Raw genomic sequence first — 16,243 nt, forward strand, 5'->3', positions numbered from 1 at the left:
ATGGTTTTGGATGTAAAAATATCGATAATTAGGATGTCTTGTGAATGATTCGTGTAATAATCCTATGATGGATAGAAATTTTCATTAAAATTTACTAAAAAAAGTTCTTTTGTGGCACGGGTGACGCCTGTATACAGCCATCTTAGAAATTCTAGATCGAGCATATCGTCGTTTATATACCCTTGATCTACAAATACGATTGGCCATTGACCGCCCTGTGCCTTATGGCAGGTAATTGCAAAAGCAAATTTAATTTGCAGCGCATTATAATAGGGATCTTTCTTAATAGCTTCCAAACGATCTTTTTTATCAAGAATATCTGCATAATCCAATGCAATTTCTTCATAAAGTGCCTTTTGTGTCTCGTAGGGTAAATTGGGGCTGTCGGTATATAGACTATCCAGGATGACACGACAGGTGATGGGTTCTATTTCGTCAATATCAACAAATTCGAGTGTGACATCTGCAAATCGATAGCCGTGTTGGTCATGGATGTTGCTTACCTTCCGGACTTTGGCCATATCCCCATTAGCAATGAAGCCATCCCCCATATTGTTTTCCTGGAGCCAAAAATAGTTGTTCTTTACCACCATGATATAATCTCCGCCAGTTAGCTCCTCGTCCCGAAATAAAATACGATTCCTTATATTTTGATTATACAGGTTTGCAGAGCGATTTGAGCGGCATATAATCATCGTATTTTCGAGTCCATATTTGTCGTATGCATAGTTTATCCCTTCAATTAGCCGTTCACCTGTCATCCGGTAAAGATCTTTAAATCCTTTAGTTATGAATTTAGGAAAAGGAAAATTGTCTTGATCTTCCCCAGCGGACGTGATTTCTTCCCGTATCGTTGTGGCATTGTATAAGATACCCGAATCTTGGGACTGGCGTACAACAGAGGTGAGCTCAAAAGGGTATACGCAAAGATGATATTCGGTCTCTAGATAGCTTGGGTTTAATGCTGGACTGTCGAGAAGCCCTACTGGCGGTAACTGGGCAGTGTCACCGACAAATAGCAAGGTACAGTTCTTTCCAGATTGGACATAACGGATCAGGTCGTCCAATAAGCTCCCGGAGAGAGCATTCACCGACGTATTGGATATCATGGAAGCTTCATCGACAATAAACAAGGTGTCTTCATGAAGATTTTCAGCAAGCGTAAAATCAAGCTGGAAAGAAACTGCCGATTTTTTTCGATAGATCTTCTTATGAATTGTAAGGGCTTTACGTCCGGAATAATACGTAATCACTTTTGCGGCCCTGCCTGTCGGAGCTAGTAGAACCGCTCGTTTCCGTAGGGAAGGGAGCACTTTGACCAGCGTCGATATCAAGGTTGTTTTACCGGTACCTGCGTATCCCCTGAGCACGAAGCAAGATTGCTTGTCGAAAGCGAGTAAAAACTCTTCCAATAATTCGAAGGCTTGCAACTGCTCTGTGGTGGCCTGCCATGGAAATTGCTGTATTAACAGATTTTTGATGAACACCCTCAAAGTTATTTAAAAGGTTTGTCTTATCCTCTAGAAAAAGCTATTTTTGCTCTAAGAAGTTTAAATTTTACAATTCAGCGAATGAATTATATATCGAATCAATTTAATATTCATTATTTACCGGAGTACAATCTTTTGGTCAAAGCTGGCTTTCAGAAAGATGTATTGGCTGTGGTCGATAAGAAATCGGTCGCTCCGATTTTAATCGAATATCCTTCGGAGGAGCCCATTTTGGATGCCACACGAATCATGAGCCTTCCTTTTCGATTTGTGCGGGTGGTAATTCCACATCAAACCTTTACGTTTGTTCCGAAGGAGTTTTTTCAGCGTGACAAGATCGAACAATATGTACAGTTTTTAGGTACATCAGATGTCGAAAATACCTTTGTATATATTTTAGATAATCTTAACTTAGTGGCTATATATCAGTTTGATGGATTGCTTTTGAATAGATGGAAAAGATTGTTTCCAGATGCCGTCATACTTCCTGAATTTGCGGTGGTACTAGACCGTGCGCAGGAGCGGGTGTCCATTCGCGGAAATGTTTTAGGACTTCATTTTGGCTCGGAGAATACGGTGGATTTTTACTTGTTTAAAAATGGAGTTTTTCAGATTTACAATAGTTTTGAAATTCACAATCTTGATGATATCAGCTATTACCTTTTGAATATGCTGGCCCAGTTCAATTTGGGAGATACTATCCACAAGGCTCTTCTTTCTGGAGAAATCCCTAATACATCTTATTATAGCCGTATCTCAGCTTATGCTGGAGATATAGAGGTATTGGACCTGAAGACAAAAGTAGTATTGGCTGATCGGGAGATAGAATCGAATCTGGCACCATACAATGTACTATTTGATTCAATATTATGCGAATAATAGGTGGACGTTTAGGTGGTTTAAGGCTCAACCCACCGACCAATTTACCTGTGCGGCCAACCACGGATATTGCAAAGGAAGCTTTGTTTAATATTTTACAGAATCGGCTGGATTTTGATGTGCTTTATTGTCTTGATCTTTTTGCCGGCACTGGCAATATCAGCTTTGAACTAGCGTCTCGGGATGTGAAACATGTAGATGCTGTTGACCTCCATTTTAAGTGTGTACAGTATATCAATGATACTGCAGTCAAGATGAAATTGGAACAGATCAAAGCGAGGAAAGCAGATGTGTTTAAGTTCATTGGCAGTTGCAAAGACCGCTACGATTTTATTTTTGCTGATCCTCCTTATGATATCCCTAAATTGCCACAATTGCCCAAACTAATTTTCGAACAGGGTTTGTTGGCAGATAAGGGACTCCTTGTTGTGGAGCATCCATCGACAAGACAGATGGAGGAGCATCCAAATTTTATAGAGACCAGAAAATACGGTTATTCTTCTTTTTCTTTCTACGCAAATACGATCTAATATGAAAATTGCTGTTTTTCCGGGTTCTTTTGACCCTTTTACTTTAGCTCATCAAGACCTGGTTGAAAGAGCAATACCACTGTTTGATAAAGTTATTATTGCAGTTGGGTATAATGCCAATAAAAAAGGAATGCTCGATCACGACGAACGTGTAGGTACCATTACTGAGGTCTTTCAGGGGGTAAAGGAGATAGAAGTAGTGAAGTATGAGGGGCTTACGGTAGATTTCTGTCAAAAAATAGGTGCACGTTTTATTTTACGAGGGCTTCGAAATACTAATGATTTTGAATTTGAAAATGCGATTGCTCAAAATAATCTATTGCTTAATAGTGAGGTAGAAAGCTATTTTTTGATGAGCAGATCTGGAAAAGCTCATATCTCATCTTCTATCGTACGAGATGTTTGGTTTAACGGTGGGGATGTAGCTGCCATGGTGCCTGAAGCTGTCTTATTGTTGTTGGATAAAAAAATAAAGTAAATAACGACCTAAGTTCTATAGAATTTTAATCGTCGTTGACAAAGATTAAAATTTGGGTAAGGCGCAAAATAATATTTTGCGCCCTTTTTTTCAATACTGAAATACAGGTATTTATCGGTCTTATATGGATTATTTGTTTAATTATTTACACCCTAATTAAGCATGACTTATAATTTTAAGCCAAATATTATTTTGTTTTGGGGTATAAATATGGGTAATTTCCTTATTTTCATCTTGTTGGCGATATTTTTTTGTTTCTTGTATTTAGTATGAGCTCGCTTTATCCAATAGAAAACACTCTTCCGGAGTTAGTTTAATTTCCACAGCCTTGGCAAGTTCTTCCAGCTGCTGGACGTTTGTGGCGCTCACAATCGGTGCAGTAATAGAAGGTCTATGTAAAATCCAGGCTAAGGCAACGGCAGACATTGTCTTCTGCTGGCTGTGGGCTATTTCAGCCAATGTATCTAAAATATGTAGGCCACGATCATTGAACCGGTGTTTTAAAGCCTCCTTTCGTTTCGCTTCCTTAATATCCTCAATGGAACGGTATTTGCCAGAAAGGAAACCGCTGGCAAGTGAATAATAGCTTATCACACCTAAATGATTATCAAGTGCAAGTTGTTCATATTGTCTTTCGTATTTAGCCCTGTCATAGAGGTTGTATTCGGGTTGTACAGCAATGTAGGCTGGTAAGCTATGTTTTTCGGCGATATTTAGCGATTCTCTGATACGCTCAGGGCTTAAATTTGAGGCGCCTATCCATTTTATTTTCCCTGTTTGAATTAAGTGCTGGTAGGCTTCCAACGTTTCGTCTATATCTGTAGTAAGGTCATCATGATGGGATTGGTATAGATCGATCGTGTCGACTTGCAATCTTTTTAGCGAATCTTCAACTGACTTAATGATATACTTTTTCTTTAAATTGGGTTTGCTATTGTCAATTCGGCGACCGCCAACTTTCGTTGCAATTTGGATTTTATCACGGACATCTCTCTTGCATATCCAATTGCCGATGATCATTTCGGATTCTGAACCACTGTGGCCCGGCACCCAATGGGAATAGTTATTGGACGTATCGATCAGACTGAATCCCATATCTACAAAAGCATCCAATAAGGTTAAGGACTGTTTCTCATCGATTGTCCAGCCAAACACATTTCCGCCAAATACAATAGGTTTGAACTGGATTTCGCTATTGCCGAGTTTTACTTTTTCCATAATCACTTTATTATTTCTACTTAAAATTACTTAAAAAAGTACGTTTTTGAAGAATTGGTTGGCCTATGGAAATTTTTATAAAAATTTTCTCATTCATTTTCAGTGAGTTTGAATAATAGGTGTTGTGACAATTTGCAATAATAAAAACTTTGTTTACTTTTGCATCATCCCAAACGGATATGCCCGGATGGCGGAATTGGTAGACGCGCTGGTCTCAAACACCAGTGGGAAACCGTGCCGGTTCGACTCCGGCTCCGGGTACAAAAAGCTTCTCGATTGAGAGGCTTTTTTTTTACTCCATTTTCTTCGGAACTAAGTGCTGTACCATTTAATAGATCGTTATAGTTGTTTTCGAATTATTTTGCAGTTTACTTCCATCTCTATAGATCGTTGTTGAGTGCATATAGTCCGACGGGCAAAAACGAAAAACACCATAATACAGGGTACTATGGTGTTACATGAATATGTGGTTTGATTAGTTTTTCGCTAAGACCATTTCCGGTTCTTCTTTTCCTCCATGACAGGTTTTGCAGGAAATTGCTTTGGCTGGTGTATTATCCCAGCTACGATTAAAATATTTTTTGTTGATCTTCTGGGTCATTTTGATCATAGCCCGACCAATTTCCTTTTTGTGATTCTCATCGCTTGCAAAATCCATCTTTTTAGGATCTTCTTTAGATGGGGCATGACAAAAACCGCATTTTACACCCAAAGCAACATTGAACTCCTTCATTGTGGAAATCAACTCATCATGGGAAATGTTTTTCGGAAGAACTTTTAAATTGGTTGGTTTAGGTTCTTCCTTGGGTTTTTCTTGCTGAAAGCTGAATGCGCTCAATGCAAGGGTAATCGCAAACACGGATGCAATTGCAGCTAATTTATTGAATTGTTTCATTTCTCTTTTCCTTTTATGCTTAACTAAATATAAGGATAAGGAGATAATTTACAAACAAAAAATGAAGTTATTATGACAATTTAGATTGATTATTATTTACGCACTGCATCCACCACATTCCAGCTCTGACTATTGAGCTGATAGTTTATCGTTAATAGCTTTCCTTTAATTGTTACCACTTTTAAGCTTGTGGAGTCAGAAGAAGACCAGGTGCTATCATTCGTTTGACTGAGTCTGAGCGATGTAATGCTGGGAACTCCTGTGAAAAATTCGATTTTATAGGAATCTGTGCTTTCTTTCAGTACACGTATCAGCCGATTATCCCGATCTACTTCCAGAGAATTGTCCTGATATTGGACACGACCAATAAAGCTGCCACTAGCATCGGCAGCAGCACCACCCGTATCTTCATTTTTTGCACATGAGGCGATTAGGATTATGAATAAACTGAGCGCAACTAAGGGGGTAATCAACTTCATGTGTGTAATTTTTTGCACTAAAATAAGGTTTTTTGGTTAAAAACTCAATTGATTAAGCCCGAAATAATGTTAATTGTCAATGCTACGACAAATGTATTTAAGGCAAAGGAGAGGAGTCCATGAAATAGTGCGACCCGTCGTATCTTTTTGGAAGAGATACCAACATCGGATACCTGGAATGTGCATCCCATAACAAATGAAAAATAGGCAAAATCGATGTAATCGGGTTTGTCATCTCCTGGAAACTCTAAGCCATCTCCATTTGACTTATTTTCGTAATATAGGCGTGCATAATGAAAGGTGTAGATGGTATGAACCAATACCCAGGAGGCCAGCATGGCTAGCATGCAGATGATAATGATATAAGCATCGTTCAGCTCTCTGTCCTTACTGGATACAATAATCATGAGGACCGAAACAAAACATCCGAGTGTCACTAGGATGATAAATAGGGAGACGAAGAGGCGACTGCCATCTTCTTGCTGTGCCTTTTTTGCGATAGTGGCAATAGGCATTGTATAAAAAGTAAACCAAGATATAACAATGTAGGAGACACAAAAACCAAACCAGCATAACATTAGGTTCAACAGGGGAAGGGATCGAATGGGCGATATAAGATAGATCAGGAGAAACATGCAAACTGAAAGCAAAGCGCGGTCAATGGATTTCATCCGATGTAAGTAGAGGTTAATTCTCGCCATTTTACTTGTTATTTAGCAATCAAACTGTACATCAGCTTCAAAGGTAAGTGCATTACCATGATTAGACAGAAATAAAAACATCGCTTCTTCCTCATAGTTGTTTGGGTTAGAAAAAATAAAATCTAAGGCGCCATCCCGATCGATATCACCAACGAAAAGTGTAGACATAAATACATCATCATATTGATCAACCTGAAAGAGTGTTTTTTCTTTATTCTCCTTATTCAGTATATAGTTTAATTTATAATTAGTCACCTCATGAAACAACTTCTCGTGACCTTTTTCATCGGTTTGTATCTCTGTGGATTTTATTGTTCCCAATGCTTTGAGCGTGACTTTTTGATTTTTAAAAGAATATTCAACGGACTCTTTTGGCCATATTTCGGAGTGGGTCACTTTTACATTTTCTATGGAACCGGCCTGGAGTCCTTTCAATTTTAGAAAGAGCACAGAGTTTCTACGCGATTCAACATTTTTGGTTGGCACTTGGGCGCAATCGTCAAAACCATCCTTGATTTCATAGTCTACTTTTTCGAGATAATATTTGCCATTTTCCTCGTAAAGGTCAAACCAGTCTTTATCTAAGACGGTTGTAGGATCCTCTTTTTCCCATATTCGGTAGCTGCGAACGAGAAAAATCTGTCCTTTGGAGGAATCAGCAGCAACATTGCTGCCTACAGTCACTTGGGGTAACGTGTCCGATGTCTTGATCGTATCAGATAGACCTCTACTTTGTTGTGAAGAGGGATTTATACATGCTTGAATGGAAAACAAGCCCAATAGCAAAGCAAAGGCATTATAAATATTCATATACGGTGAATTTAATTTAAATATATAAAATTCACCGTATATAAAACGAGCGTTTTTTAGGCGAGCGCATCTTTTAGCAATGAAAATGAATTGCAGCATTTGTCATCGTCAAAAATGTAAGAAGTAGCCATAATCTCATCTACTTTATGATCTTTTACAAATTTCTCTATTTCTGGACGTATTTTAGCTCCGTCACCAATGAAAGCACATGAAGCCATGCTTTTTACAGCTTGCTCTATTGCTGGGATACCTTTGTAAATTACTTCTTGTGTGGGTTCTGACAGCGGTCTTCTTGTATTTGTTACAATGCCGGCAAATAGATTATAGAAACTTGTTGCTAAAAATTCCGCTTCGTCAGTACTGTCTGCCGCTATAACATTGACACAGGAGATGAAGTAAGGTTTTTCCAACACGTCAGATGGCACGAAATTCTGATGATAGATCATACTCGCCGAAGCAAATTGCGCGGGTGCAAAATGTGTCGCAAAGGCATAAGGAAGGCCTAGGCTAGCTGCCAAATAGGCGCTATCAGTGCTCGAGCCCAAAATGTAAAGTGGAATATCCAAACCTTCGCCAGGAAAGGCGCGAACTTTTGCGTCAAAGTTTTCGGCACTGAAATATCGTTGCAAGTCTTTCACTTCTTGAGGAAATTGAAATGCGGTATTCAGGTTATTTCTGCGCAATGCCATTGCCGTCAATTGGTCTGTGCCGGGAGCGCGGCCCAAACCCAGGTCAATACGTCCCGGAAATAATGTCTCCAATGTACCAAACTGTTCTGCAATAACTAGAGGAGCATGATTGGGTAGCATAATTCCTCCCGATCCTACGCGGATATGGTTGGTATTTGATGCAATATGCTGTATAAGGAGGGATGTTGCGGAGCTGGCAATATATTCCATGTTATGATGTTCAGCAACCCAAATCCTTTTAAAATCCAGTTTTTCTATATGTTGTGCGATTTTAACGGTACGTGCTAGGGCACTCGCAGTATTTTCTCCTTTTTTGATAGGAGCCAAATCCAATGCTGATAATGCTATTTTATCCATACATTAAAATTACAGAGAAGATTTTCGACAATTGTAATGAAAATGTCTATTCTAACATTCGCTGTGTATGTATGACACTAAATTGATCATTTAGGGTTGTTGTAAAAAATACAAATGAGTCTCCAGCATCCCTAATTTTAAATTTCTTTTTGATCTCTTCTGTTTTGAGCGGGAAATTTTTGGCAATGATTCCTGATTGTAAGGATTTCTTATTTTTCTTAAAATCAGTAAAGGATTCTATCTGTGTTACCAGGAATGTTTTACCGGGAAAATTTTCAATCTTTTGATCGGAAGTGTAGAGATGTGTGTTTTTATGTAATTTTTTAACATTAAAAACTTGGCCAACAGTTTTAAAGGCACCCGCTTTGGAAAGAGCAACATCTGGTTCATATAAGTAGGATAGTGGTTCACTATATTCATTAACGATAGCGCGCTCACTTTCATAGGTAAAGGAGATAACCTGTTGCTGTCCTTGAAATAATCTGACAGCATGAACGGTTGCATTACCTTCATAATTTTTTTCTTGTACGAAAATAAGCTCCTTGCAATCATTTTGGGCCGATACGACATAAACATCTTTCACATGTCGCAGATGTTGTATTGCAGAAGATATATCCAATAGTGGCGCAAGTTTGCTGATAATGGTATTGCTGTGCTGAAAAAAATTATCCTGTAATTGAACTAAATTAGGTTCACATTCATCCAATAAAAAGACCTTTTTGTTTTGCACTCTTCTGGAAGGATCTAAATAGATGTAATCAAATTGTTTAGCTGGATCGTTGAGTACGTAGTCTACGCCGTTAACTGAAATGATCTCAAGGTTGTCCGCTTGTAAAACAGTGGCATTATGTTTTGTAATCGTCGCTAATTCAGGGTTTAGCTCACAGGATGTAACCTTTGCTGCCTGTTTTGAGAAGTAAAAGCTATCTACGCCAAAACCGCCGGTGGCATCAACTAAATGTGTTCCTTTTTTGATCAGTGAACTTTTGAATATTCCTGTTGCCTCCGAAGAACATTGTTCCAAGTTGAGTTTGGCGGGAAAATATATTCCCGGTGTTTTTGCCCATAAAGGGATTTTTGTACTTGTCCGTTGCTTCCCATCGACTTGTGTTGCAAGTTCGGAAGATGAAATTCCTTCAAAAGGAGATTTTTTTAATGCAATTTTAGTAGGAGACTCCTGTGCGTTTCTAGCTAAAAACTGTTGAATCTCCTCTTGAAGAATTAATGTATTCATTTATATTTTCTTTACGAGAAGCTGACAGGTATAGGTGTCCTTTAGTTCGCTAATGACTTGCTTATCAACTAAAACGCGGTCAATCGTTTCTTGATTGTAATAGCGGATTGTAATAAGCTCGAGTCCAGATTCATATTTGACTTTAAATCGTTGTTCTAGCTCGTTGATTAAGTCTACCAAGTTTTTTCCGGTATCATCTACTGCAACGGTAAAATTGATAGCTGTATTGTGCATCATATTGATTTTGATACGATGCTCATAGAATAGATTGAAGATGTCTCTTAAATTATCTTCCACAATAAAAGAGAAGTCCCTTGGAGAGATTGAAATGAAAATTTGGTTTACCTTGAATATGAAAGAAGGTACAGGCAAAGTCTGATTCGTACTTTTTATCATAGTTCCTGGAGAATCGGGATCGACAAAAGAACGGACGTTCAATGCGATTTTCTTATTCTGTAATGGTTTAATGGTTTTAGGATGAATGACTGTGGCACCGTAATAGGTGAGTTCAATGGCGTCCGTATAGGATAACTCGGGAATCAGTTCGGTTTTCTCAAACCATTTTGGGTCGGCATTCAGGACTCCGGGGACATCTTTCCAGATTGTTACATTTTCGGCATTCAGGCAAGATGCAAAGATCGCGGCCGAATAATCAGAACCTTCGCGCCCTAAGGTTGTCGTGAAATTTTCAGACGTAGAGCCTAAAAAGCCCTGGGTGATTACGATATAATCATCAAGTATTGCAGGCAGTTCGGTACGAATTCTTTCCTCAGTTTTATTCCAGTCTACAACTGCTTCGCGATAGGTATTGTCGGTGAATATATAGTCGCGCGCATCTAGCCACTTTACCTTTTCACCAATAAAAGCAACATATGCCGCCACAATTTTGGTCGAGATAAGTTCTCCCATCGATACGATTTGATCGAAAAGATAGTCATATGAATCTTGAGGTTCTTCTTCCAGGATCCACTCGATCTCCACAAAACAGTTAGAAATCTCATCAAATATAGGGTTTTCAGCCTCCGGGAATAATTCTTGAAGGATATGAAAGTGAAATTCTTTGGCTTCCTCCAACGTCTGAAATTGATTTCCAGTATTGTTAAAATATTCTTTGGTCAATTTTTCAAGAAGGTTTGTTGTCTTTCCCATTGCGGATATAACAACCAACAGGGCTTCGCCCTTGTATTTTGAAATGATCCGCGCCGAATTTCTGACACTTTCCGCATCCTTTACTGATGCACCCCCAAATTTAAAAACCTGCATTTATTTATTAGTTTAGTTGATTGCTAATTGATACTATTGATATAACGTAATCCTTTGTCCGAAATCAAATGTTTGAATGTCGTGTAGGGGATACGTAGTTCTGTATTTCCTTCCGCATAGGATTTGATCTCATATACGTTGTAATAAAATAGGATATCGTCCTTTTCAAACGTAAAATTATCTGCGAGCGAAAATTTACCGTCTTCAAAAAAATACTTTCCGTTGAAAGAGTCATCATCACTTAATCCTTCTTGTTTGCGAAAATATTGCTCAGCGATTTTGACAAATTTATCTTTGTTCTCTTTCTGAATGACATCATCAATCGAGATTGGTTTGTTTGACTGTCTATCAAAGTTTGAATAAAGGGTAAAGTGATCTCCATGGGCACCACCGGTGTATTCTTCTTGTTTTGTTCTTAGTCCCAGAAAAACAGCGGTATTGGCGATCACATCGATCTGTAAATCCCGATTCCAGGTTGCAGTGGATTTACCACTATTATCCTCCACATATTCGTTATAAGAATTGATAAAGCGATTGGCAGCATTTTGCATACTCGTGTCGCCTTCGAGATGAACAATATTTGCGATAAGCTTATTGATCTTATCTTCTTGAAATACTGGGTATTTTGCGCGAAAATATGTTGTATCCAATCGATTGTCATCCTTTAGAAAATAATTACTATGCTCGTCTATAATTTTTCTATTATAGACGAGTGTATCTGCATTTCGACCGGCAATAGGTGGTGTATTTTGGCCATTGCAGGCATTCAACAACATGCTGATAACTAGAATTTTTAAGGAAAAATAAAACCGCATTGAATTGATTATCTCTGTTATTTAATAAGTAATTGATACATTGATCCATCCCGCATCAAAGTCCGCTTTATATTTTTCATAAAACTTAATGGCCGGTTCATTCCAGTCTAATACCTGCCATACCATGCCATGATAACCGCATTGTCTGCCATAGGCCAGAGTCTTGTCAAAAAGTAGTTTTCCAATTCCTAATCCGCGCATATTTTCTGTCACGATTAGATCTTCCAAATAGAGTCTTCGACCTTTCCAGGTTGAATATCTTGTATAATATAATGAAACTCCGACAATTTCACCCTTCAGCTCAGCGAGAAATGCACCCCAAACGGGACTTTTTCCAAATCCCGCATCTTCAAATTCCGAAAGGGAGACTGTTACCTCATGGGGTGCTTTTTCGAAGATTGCCAGCTCATTAATCAATTCGAGCATTCGTGGGCAGTCAGATTTAATTGCTTCTCTTATAATCGGTTTAGTCATTGTTTTTAAAGTGTTTAATTATTCTTTTTCCAAAGATTGTACTTCCTATACGTACCATCGTCGAACCTTCTTCGATAGCCAATTTATAGTCGGAGGACATGCCCATAGAAAGAATGCTGAAATGCTCGTCTTTTCTGTAGAAACTTGCTTTGATCCCATTAAACAACATTTTAAGTTCATAGAATTCAGCTTTTACTACTTTTTGGCTATCCGTATTGGAGGCAATCCCCATCAAACCGCATACACGGACATTTTTCAACTCAAGAAATTCATCATCTCGGAGAAGTTCGATTAACTCGGCATGATCAAAACCGAACTTTGTCTCTTCTTCGGCGATATAAACTTGTAAAAGGCAATCTATTGTTCGTTTTGATTTTTGGGCGTGTTTGTTAATTTCCTTCAGTAATTTTAATGAATCAACAGATTCAATTAGGCTAATGAATGGAGAGATATATTTCACCTTATTTGTCTGAAGATGACCAATCATATGCCATTGAATATCTTTGGGTAGAAGTTCTGCCTTTTCAACCAACTCTTGAACATGATTTTCACCAAAAATACGTTGTCCTGCCTCATAGGCTTCCATGATGTCTGAATTGGATTTTGTCTTTGAAACGGCGACAAGTTGTACACCAACTGCCTCAGTTTCCAATCTTAACGCTTCTAAATTACTAGCAATGCTCATTTCCGATATAGTTTTGATGATGTAAAAAGTGCCAAATGTCGGTGCTTTTTGTAAATTTGTACAAAACTACGAAATGCTACGATTAATACTCAATCTACTTGCAGTGATTTTTTTATTTGGTTCTTGTGTAGGTTCCGGTGGGAAAGATATTATCTCCCAAAGTAAGTTTGTGGATGTACTCACAGAAATCCAATTGACAGATTCTTACCTCAACATTTTGCCCATCGATAGTGCGCGCAAAGTGATGTTACCTTTGTATCAGGTCACATTCGATAAATATGGTCTAGATTCGGTTTCTTTTAAGAAAAATCTGGACTATTATGGGAAAGATGCTGAAGTCATGTCTGCTATCTATAAGAAAGTGGAGGAAAATCTGACGAAAGAGAATAAGTTTTATGCCGACATTGAACGGAAGAAACAAGATTCCATCCGTACCCGAGATTCGATTGTGAATGTCCGTATTCAGGATAGCACGAATCGTGTTATGCGTGCGCAGCAGGCTTATCAGGAACGGATCGCAGCGCTTATCCATCATGTTCCTAGCAAGGAAAAATTGAGTTACAAAGAAGCGGCATCGTTTTTTAATCGAGGTTTCCAGATGAAGACTGGTATCAGTACGGATAGTTACCTTATGAACCAGCTGTCTGTCGGCAATTCAACTTTACCAATTGATGCGCCTCCGCCTACAACGGGTAAGTCTTCCCAGCTGACAAAACCTGGTATGTCAAGTAGGGATACTATGGTGACACCAAAGCAGGCGCTACCTCAGCAATTACCAACAACTGAACTGGAAAGAAGACCAGTTCTCAGTCCGCCGCAGCAAATAAAACCGCCGGCGAAACTTTAATCATTAAAGAATATGATTTCTATGTTATATCCAATAAATGCAATAGATAAGCTCGGTTTTTCCGAGATAAAAGATAGAATAAAACAAAAATGCTTAAGTGAGTCGGGACGTGAGTTGGTTGATAAAATTCAACCGCAGACCCGTTTTGACCAAATTGATAGATTTTTAAGACAGACGAATGAGTTTAAAGATCTCTTGGTGAATGATGGCGCATTTCCCGTTGAAAATTTTTTCCCATTGAGATCAATCATTGAGAAAGCTCGTGTGGAAGGTGCGTTTTTACTTGAAGAGGAATTCTTTCGGGTACTATTATCTCTTAAGACAGTTTACGCCATTATTCGTTATTTCAATGAGCGCGAAGGACTTTATCCCAATCTTGAGGTACTCTTTGAACATTTGCCGATCGAGAAAGGAATTATTCGCGATATTGAAATGGTGATTGACGAGCGTGGAAAGCTTAAAAATAACGCATCACGTTTGCTATTGGAAATAACACAACAGATTCAAAAGACGGAGCAGGAGGCACTCAAACGTATCAATAGTATCTTTAAAAGTGCACAAGATAGTGGTTGGACTGCCGATGGTAACCTTACCGTACGGGATGGAAGGCTTTGTATTCCTATTTTAGCAGAAAATAAGAGAAAGCTTAAAGGTTTGATTCATGACGAATCCGCTACAGGTCAAACTGCTTATATAGAGCCGGAAGAAGTATTTCAGTTAAATAATAAGATTAGGGATTTAGAGTTTGAACGTCGTCGTGAGGTTATTCGTATTTTAGTGGAATTAACGGATAAGGTTCGTCCACATATTCCTTTGCTACTTTCGTATCATGGACTATTGACCAAAGTGGATTTTGTACGAGCAAAAGCACTTTTTGCCTTGGATATTGAGGCAGAAATGCCTGAATTATCGAAAGAAGCCGAGATTAATTTGGTCAATGGCCGACATCCACTTTTGTTGTTAAATCAACATCATACGGTTGTTCCTCTAAATATACAAATTGATAGTACCCAACGTATTATTGTTGTTTCGGGGCCGAATGCAGGTGGTAAATCTGTCTGCATGAAAACAGTAGGGCTATTGCAGATTATGGTGCAGTCGGGATTATTAATACCGGCCGAACCAACAACAAAAGTAGGTGTTTTTAAACAGGTATTTGCGGATATTGGTGATGATCAATCGATAGAAAGTGATTTGAGTACCTATAGCGCACACCTGTCTAAGATGAAGTATTTTACTGAATTTGCAAACGGACGCACGCTGGTTTTGATTGATGAGTTTGGAACCGGGACGGATCCTTTATTTGGTGGGCCTATCGCTGAGGCAGTATTAGAATCACTTAATAAGAAGCAAATTAGGGGAGTTGTAACGACACACTATTCAAATCTGAAAGTATTTGCCAGCAATTCAACCGGCTTGGAGAATGCCTCCATGCTATTTGACAATCGAGAAATGAAACCGATGTATATTCTTCAGATTGGTAAACCGGGAAGTTCCTATGCATTTGAAATTGCTCAAAAAATAGGGTTAGGCAGGGATATCCTAGAGTCTGCCAAAAGTAAAATTGGTGTGCAGCAAAAGAAGGTAGATACGCTTTTAATCGATCTTGAGAGAGAGAAAAAAGAAGTATTTGACACAAAGGTTGCCATTAATAAGCGGGAGAAAGAACTGGAGTCGATTAAATCGGAATATCTGGAATTACAAATGTATTTGGAAGAGAATAAACGAGGAATTCTGAAGAAGGCTAAAGAGGAAGCGCAGCAGATTATTAAGAATTCAAATAAGCTCATTGAGAATACTGTTGCCCAGATTAAATCGGCTAAAGCAGATAAAGAGAAGACCCGGGAGTTGCGTAACAATCTAGATCAGGCTCTTCAGGCTGTTTTACCTAAAGAACAGCAGGTTATAAAGCAAGTTACTAAAGAGAAGACCCCAGAATCTAGTGAATTAGCGATTGGAGATTGGGTGCAGATTTTAGACAATGGTGCTGAGGCACAGGTAGTAGAAATTGCAAAAAACAACCTTATTCTGGCTATGGGTGAATTACGTACTGTACAAAAACGAAAAAACGTAATTAAGTTGGAGGGGCGTGAAGGGAAAAAAAACGCAAAAAGTTTATCGAAGTCCATTTCTGCAGGTTCTGTGGCAGATTTTAAACCCGAACTTGATTTGAGAGGTATGCGTACCGAGGATGCACTCAATGAACTGGAGCGGGTTCTGGATCGGGCAGTAATGATCGGTTATCCGTCGTTAAAGATTGTTCACGGAAAAGGTGATGGTATTTTACGCAAGTTTGTACGCGATTATCTGCGTAAATATAGTCATGTAAGTCGATTTGAAGACGAGCATCAGGATCGTGGTGGTGATGGTATAACTTATGCTTATCTATAGACAAAATT

The 16,243-nt window shown here is 38.7% G+C and carries 17 protein-coding genes and 1 tRNA gene; 6 read left to right on the forward strand and 12 right to left on the reverse strand.

Annotated elements, in window-relative coordinates; genetic code table 11:
* Positions 1 to 62: 62 nt before the first annotated feature.
* Positions 63 to 1,487, reverse strand: a complete 1,425-nt coding sequence (locus ACLCDV_RS12420; RefSeq protein ID WP_411973855.1) for an ATP-dependent RecD-like DNA helicase — start codon at positions 1,485 to 1,487, stop codon at positions 63 to 65.
* A gap of 84 nt (positions 1,488 to 1,571) precedes the next feature.
* Between ACLCDV_RS12420 and ACLCDV_RS12425 the strand changes: the two genes are divergently transcribed.
* Genes ACLCDV_RS12425 through coaD form a run of 3 tightly spaced genes read left to right on the forward strand, consistent with a single transcriptional unit; the run spans position 1,572 to position 3,377 of the window.
* Positions 1,572 to 2,369, forward strand: coding sequence for a DUF3822 family protein (locus tag ACLCDV_RS12425; protein ID WP_411973856.1), 798 nt, complete (start codon positions 1,572 to 1,574; stop codon positions 2,367 to 2,369).
* A complete protein-coding gene (gene rsmD / locus ACLCDV_RS12430; protein WP_411973857.1) occupies positions 2,360 to 2,899 on the forward strand; it encodes a 16S rRNA (guanine(966)-N(2))-methyltransferase RsmD in 540 nt (179 codons plus the stop codon). The genes ACLCDV_RS12425 and rsmD overlap by 10 nt, the downstream gene beginning before the upstream one ends.
* A gap of 1 nt (position 2,900) precedes the next feature.
* Positions 2,901 to 3,377, forward strand: coding sequence for a pantetheine-phosphate adenylyltransferase (gene coaD, locus ACLCDV_RS12435; RefSeq protein ID WP_411973858.1), 477 nt, complete (start codon positions 2,901 to 2,903; stop codon positions 3,375 to 3,377).
* A gap of 264 nt (positions 3,378 to 3,641) precedes the next feature.
* On the opposite strand, the gene ACLCDV_RS12440 is transcribed toward coaD, so the two are convergent.
* Positions 3,642 to 4,595 carry an aldo/keto reductase gene (locus ACLCDV_RS12440; protein ID WP_411973859.1) on the reverse strand — a complete coding sequence of 318 codons (954 nt, stop codon included), beginning with the start codon at positions 4,593 to 4,595 and terminating at the stop codon, positions 3,642 to 3,644.
* Positions 4,596 to 4,776: 181 nt separating this feature from the next.
* On the opposite strand from ACLCDV_RS12440, the gene ACLCDV_RS12445 reads away from it, so the two are divergent.
* Positions 4,777 to 4,856 (forward strand) — tRNA-Leu (locus ACLCDV_RS12445).
* A gap of 214 nt (positions 4,857 to 5,070) precedes the next feature.
* On the opposite strand, the gene ACLCDV_RS12450 is transcribed toward ACLCDV_RS12445, so the two are convergent.
* The 10 genes from ACLCDV_RS12450 to ACLCDV_RS12495 form a co-directional block, all read right to left on the reverse strand.
* Complete coding sequence (locus ACLCDV_RS12450) at positions 5,071 to 5,490, reverse strand: c-type cytochrome (protein WP_317666826.1); 420 nt, start codon at positions 5,488 to 5,490, stop codon at positions 5,071 to 5,073.
* A 92-nt stretch (positions 5,491 to 5,582) separates the two neighbouring features.
* Entirely contained in the window at positions 5,583 to 5,969 is a 387-nt protein-coding gene (locus ACLCDV_RS12455; protein WP_317666825.1) for a hypothetical protein, read from the reverse strand.
* 44 nt (positions 5,970 to 6,013) lie between these two features.
* Positions 6,014 to 6,670 (reverse strand): DUF1345 domain-containing protein, encoded by a 657-nt coding sequence (locus ACLCDV_RS12460; protein WP_317666824.1) that lies wholly within the window; start codon positions 6,668 to 6,670, stop codon positions 6,014 to 6,016.
* 12 nt (positions 6,671 to 6,682) lie between these two features.
* Positions 6,683 to 7,480, reverse strand: a complete 798-nt coding sequence (locus ACLCDV_RS12465; RefSeq protein ID WP_333575091.1) for a hypothetical protein — start codon at positions 7,478 to 7,480, stop codon at positions 6,683 to 6,685.
* Between the two features lie 56 nt (positions 7,481 to 7,536).
* On the reverse strand, positions 7,537 to 8,526 hold the full coding sequence (locus ACLCDV_RS12470; protein ID WP_317666822.1) for an LLM class flavin-dependent oxidoreductase: 990 nt from the start codon (positions 8,524 to 8,526) through the stop codon (positions 7,537 to 7,539).
* A 46-nt stretch (positions 8,527 to 8,572) separates the two neighbouring features.
* The gene (locus ACLCDV_RS12475) at positions 8,573 to 9,760 is read right to left on the reverse strand and encodes a THUMP-like domain-containing protein (protein ID WP_411973860.1); all 1,188 of its coding nucleotides are present in this window, start codon (positions 9,758 to 9,760) and stop codon (positions 8,573 to 8,575) included.
* Positions 9,761 to 11,023 carry an aspartate kinase gene (locus tag ACLCDV_RS12480; RefSeq protein WP_411973861.1) on the reverse strand — a complete coding sequence of 421 codons (1,263 nt, stop codon included), beginning with the start codon at positions 11,021 to 11,023 and terminating at the stop codon, positions 9,761 to 9,763.
* A gap of 23 nt (positions 11,024 to 11,046) precedes the next feature.
* Complete coding sequence (locus tag ACLCDV_RS12485) at positions 11,047 to 11,799, reverse strand: DUF3298 domain-containing protein (protein ID WP_411973862.1); 753 nt, start codon at positions 11,797 to 11,799, stop codon at positions 11,047 to 11,049.
* Between the two features lie 60 nt (positions 11,800 to 11,859).
* Positions 11,860 to 12,312: an N-acetyltransferase family protein gene (locus tag ACLCDV_RS12490; RefSeq protein ID WP_411973863.1), complete on the reverse strand. Its 453-nt coding sequence runs from the start codon at positions 12,310 to 12,312 to the stop codon at positions 11,860 to 11,862.
* Positions 12,305 to 12,997 (reverse strand): YggS family pyridoxal phosphate-dependent enzyme, encoded by a 693-nt coding sequence (locus ACLCDV_RS12495; RefSeq protein WP_411973864.1) that lies wholly within the window; start codon positions 12,995 to 12,997, stop codon positions 12,305 to 12,307. Before ACLCDV_RS12495 ends, ACLCDV_RS12490 begins: the two co-directional genes overlap by 8 nt.
* Positions 12,998 to 13,070: 73 nt before the next feature.
* Between ACLCDV_RS12495 and ACLCDV_RS12500 the strand changes: the two genes are divergently transcribed.
* Together ACLCDV_RS12500 and ACLCDV_RS12505 are read left to right on the forward strand one after the other, a co-directional pair.
* Positions 13,071 to 13,844, forward strand: a complete 774-nt coding sequence (locus ACLCDV_RS12500) for a DUF4296 domain-containing protein (protein WP_317666816.1) — start codon at positions 13,071 to 13,073, stop codon at positions 13,842 to 13,844.
* Between the two features lie 21 nt (positions 13,845 to 13,865).
* Positions 13,866 to 16,235 carry an endonuclease MutS2 gene (locus ACLCDV_RS12505; protein ID WP_411973865.1) on the forward strand — a complete coding sequence of 790 codons (2,370 nt, stop codon included), beginning with the start codon at positions 13,866 to 13,868 and terminating at the stop codon, positions 16,233 to 16,235.
* The last annotated feature ends 8 nt before the right edge of the window (positions 16,236 to 16,243 follow it).

Origin of the sequence: Sphingobacterium sp. Lzh-3 (assembly GCF_046764375.1) — a bacterium.
Classification (GTDB): Bacteria; Bacteroidota; Bacteroidia; order Sphingobacteriales; family Sphingobacteriaceae; genus Sphingobacterium.

Excerpts from the sequence above, each read along its gene's own strand:
- ACLCDV_RS12425 (WP_411973856.1), top strand. The coding sequence starts at position 1,572 with ATGAATTATATATCGAATCAATTTAATATTCATTATTTACCGGAGTAC.
- rsmD (WP_411973857.1), top strand. The coding sequence starts at position 2,360 with ATGCGAATAATAGGTGGACGTTTAGGTGGTTTAAGGCTCAACCCACCG.
- coaD (WP_411973858.1), top strand. The coding sequence starts at position 2,901 with ATGAAAATTGCTGTTTTTCCGGGTTCTTTTGACCCTTTTACTTTAGCT.
- ACLCDV_RS12440 (WP_411973859.1), bottom strand. The coding sequence starts at position 4,595 with ATGGAAAAAGTAAAACTCGGCAATAGCGAAATCCAGTTCAAACCTATT.
- ACLCDV_RS12450 (WP_317666826.1), bottom strand. The coding sequence starts at position 5,490 with ATGAAACAATTCAATAAATTAGCTGCAATTGCATCCGTGTTTGCGATT.
- ACLCDV_RS12455 (WP_317666825.1), bottom strand. The coding sequence starts at position 5,969 with ATGAAGTTGATTACCCCCTTAGTTGCGCTCAGTTTATTCATAATCCTA.
- ACLCDV_RS12460 (WP_317666824.1), bottom strand. The coding sequence starts at position 6,670 with ATGGCGAGAATTAACCTCTACTTACATCGGATGAAATCCATTGACCGC.
- ACLCDV_RS12465 (WP_333575091.1), bottom strand. The coding sequence starts at position 7,480 with ATGAATATTTATAATGCCTTTGCTTTGCTATTGGGCTTGTTTTCCATT.
- ACLCDV_RS12470 (WP_317666822.1), bottom strand. The coding sequence starts at position 8,526 with ATGGATAAAATAGCATTATCAGCATTGGATTTGGCTCCTATCAAAAAA.
- ACLCDV_RS12475 (WP_411973860.1), bottom strand. The coding sequence starts at position 9,760 with ATGAATACATTAATTCTTCAAGAGGAGATTCAACAGTTTTTAGCTAGA.
- ACLCDV_RS12480 (WP_411973861.1), bottom strand. The coding sequence starts at position 11,023 with ATGCAGGTTTTTAAATTTGGGGGTGCATCAGTAAAGGATGCGGAAAGT.
- ACLCDV_RS12485 (WP_411973862.1), bottom strand. The coding sequence starts at position 11,799 with ATGTTGTTGAATGCCTGCAATGGCCAAAATACACCACCTATTGCCGGT.
- ACLCDV_RS12490 (WP_411973863.1), bottom strand. The coding sequence starts at position 12,312 with ATGACTAAACCGATTATAAGAGAAGCAATTAAATCTGACTGCCCACGA.
- ACLCDV_RS12495 (WP_411973864.1), bottom strand. The coding sequence starts at position 12,997 with ATGAGCATTGCTAGTAATTTAGAAGCGTTAAGATTGGAAACTGAGGCA.
- ACLCDV_RS12500 (WP_317666816.1), top strand. The coding sequence starts at position 13,071 with ATGCTACGATTAATACTCAATCTACTTGCAGTGATTTTTTTATTTGGT.
- ACLCDV_RS12505 (WP_411973865.1), top strand. The coding sequence starts at position 13,866 with ATGTTATATCCAATAAATGCAATAGATAAGCTCGGTTTTTCCGAGATA.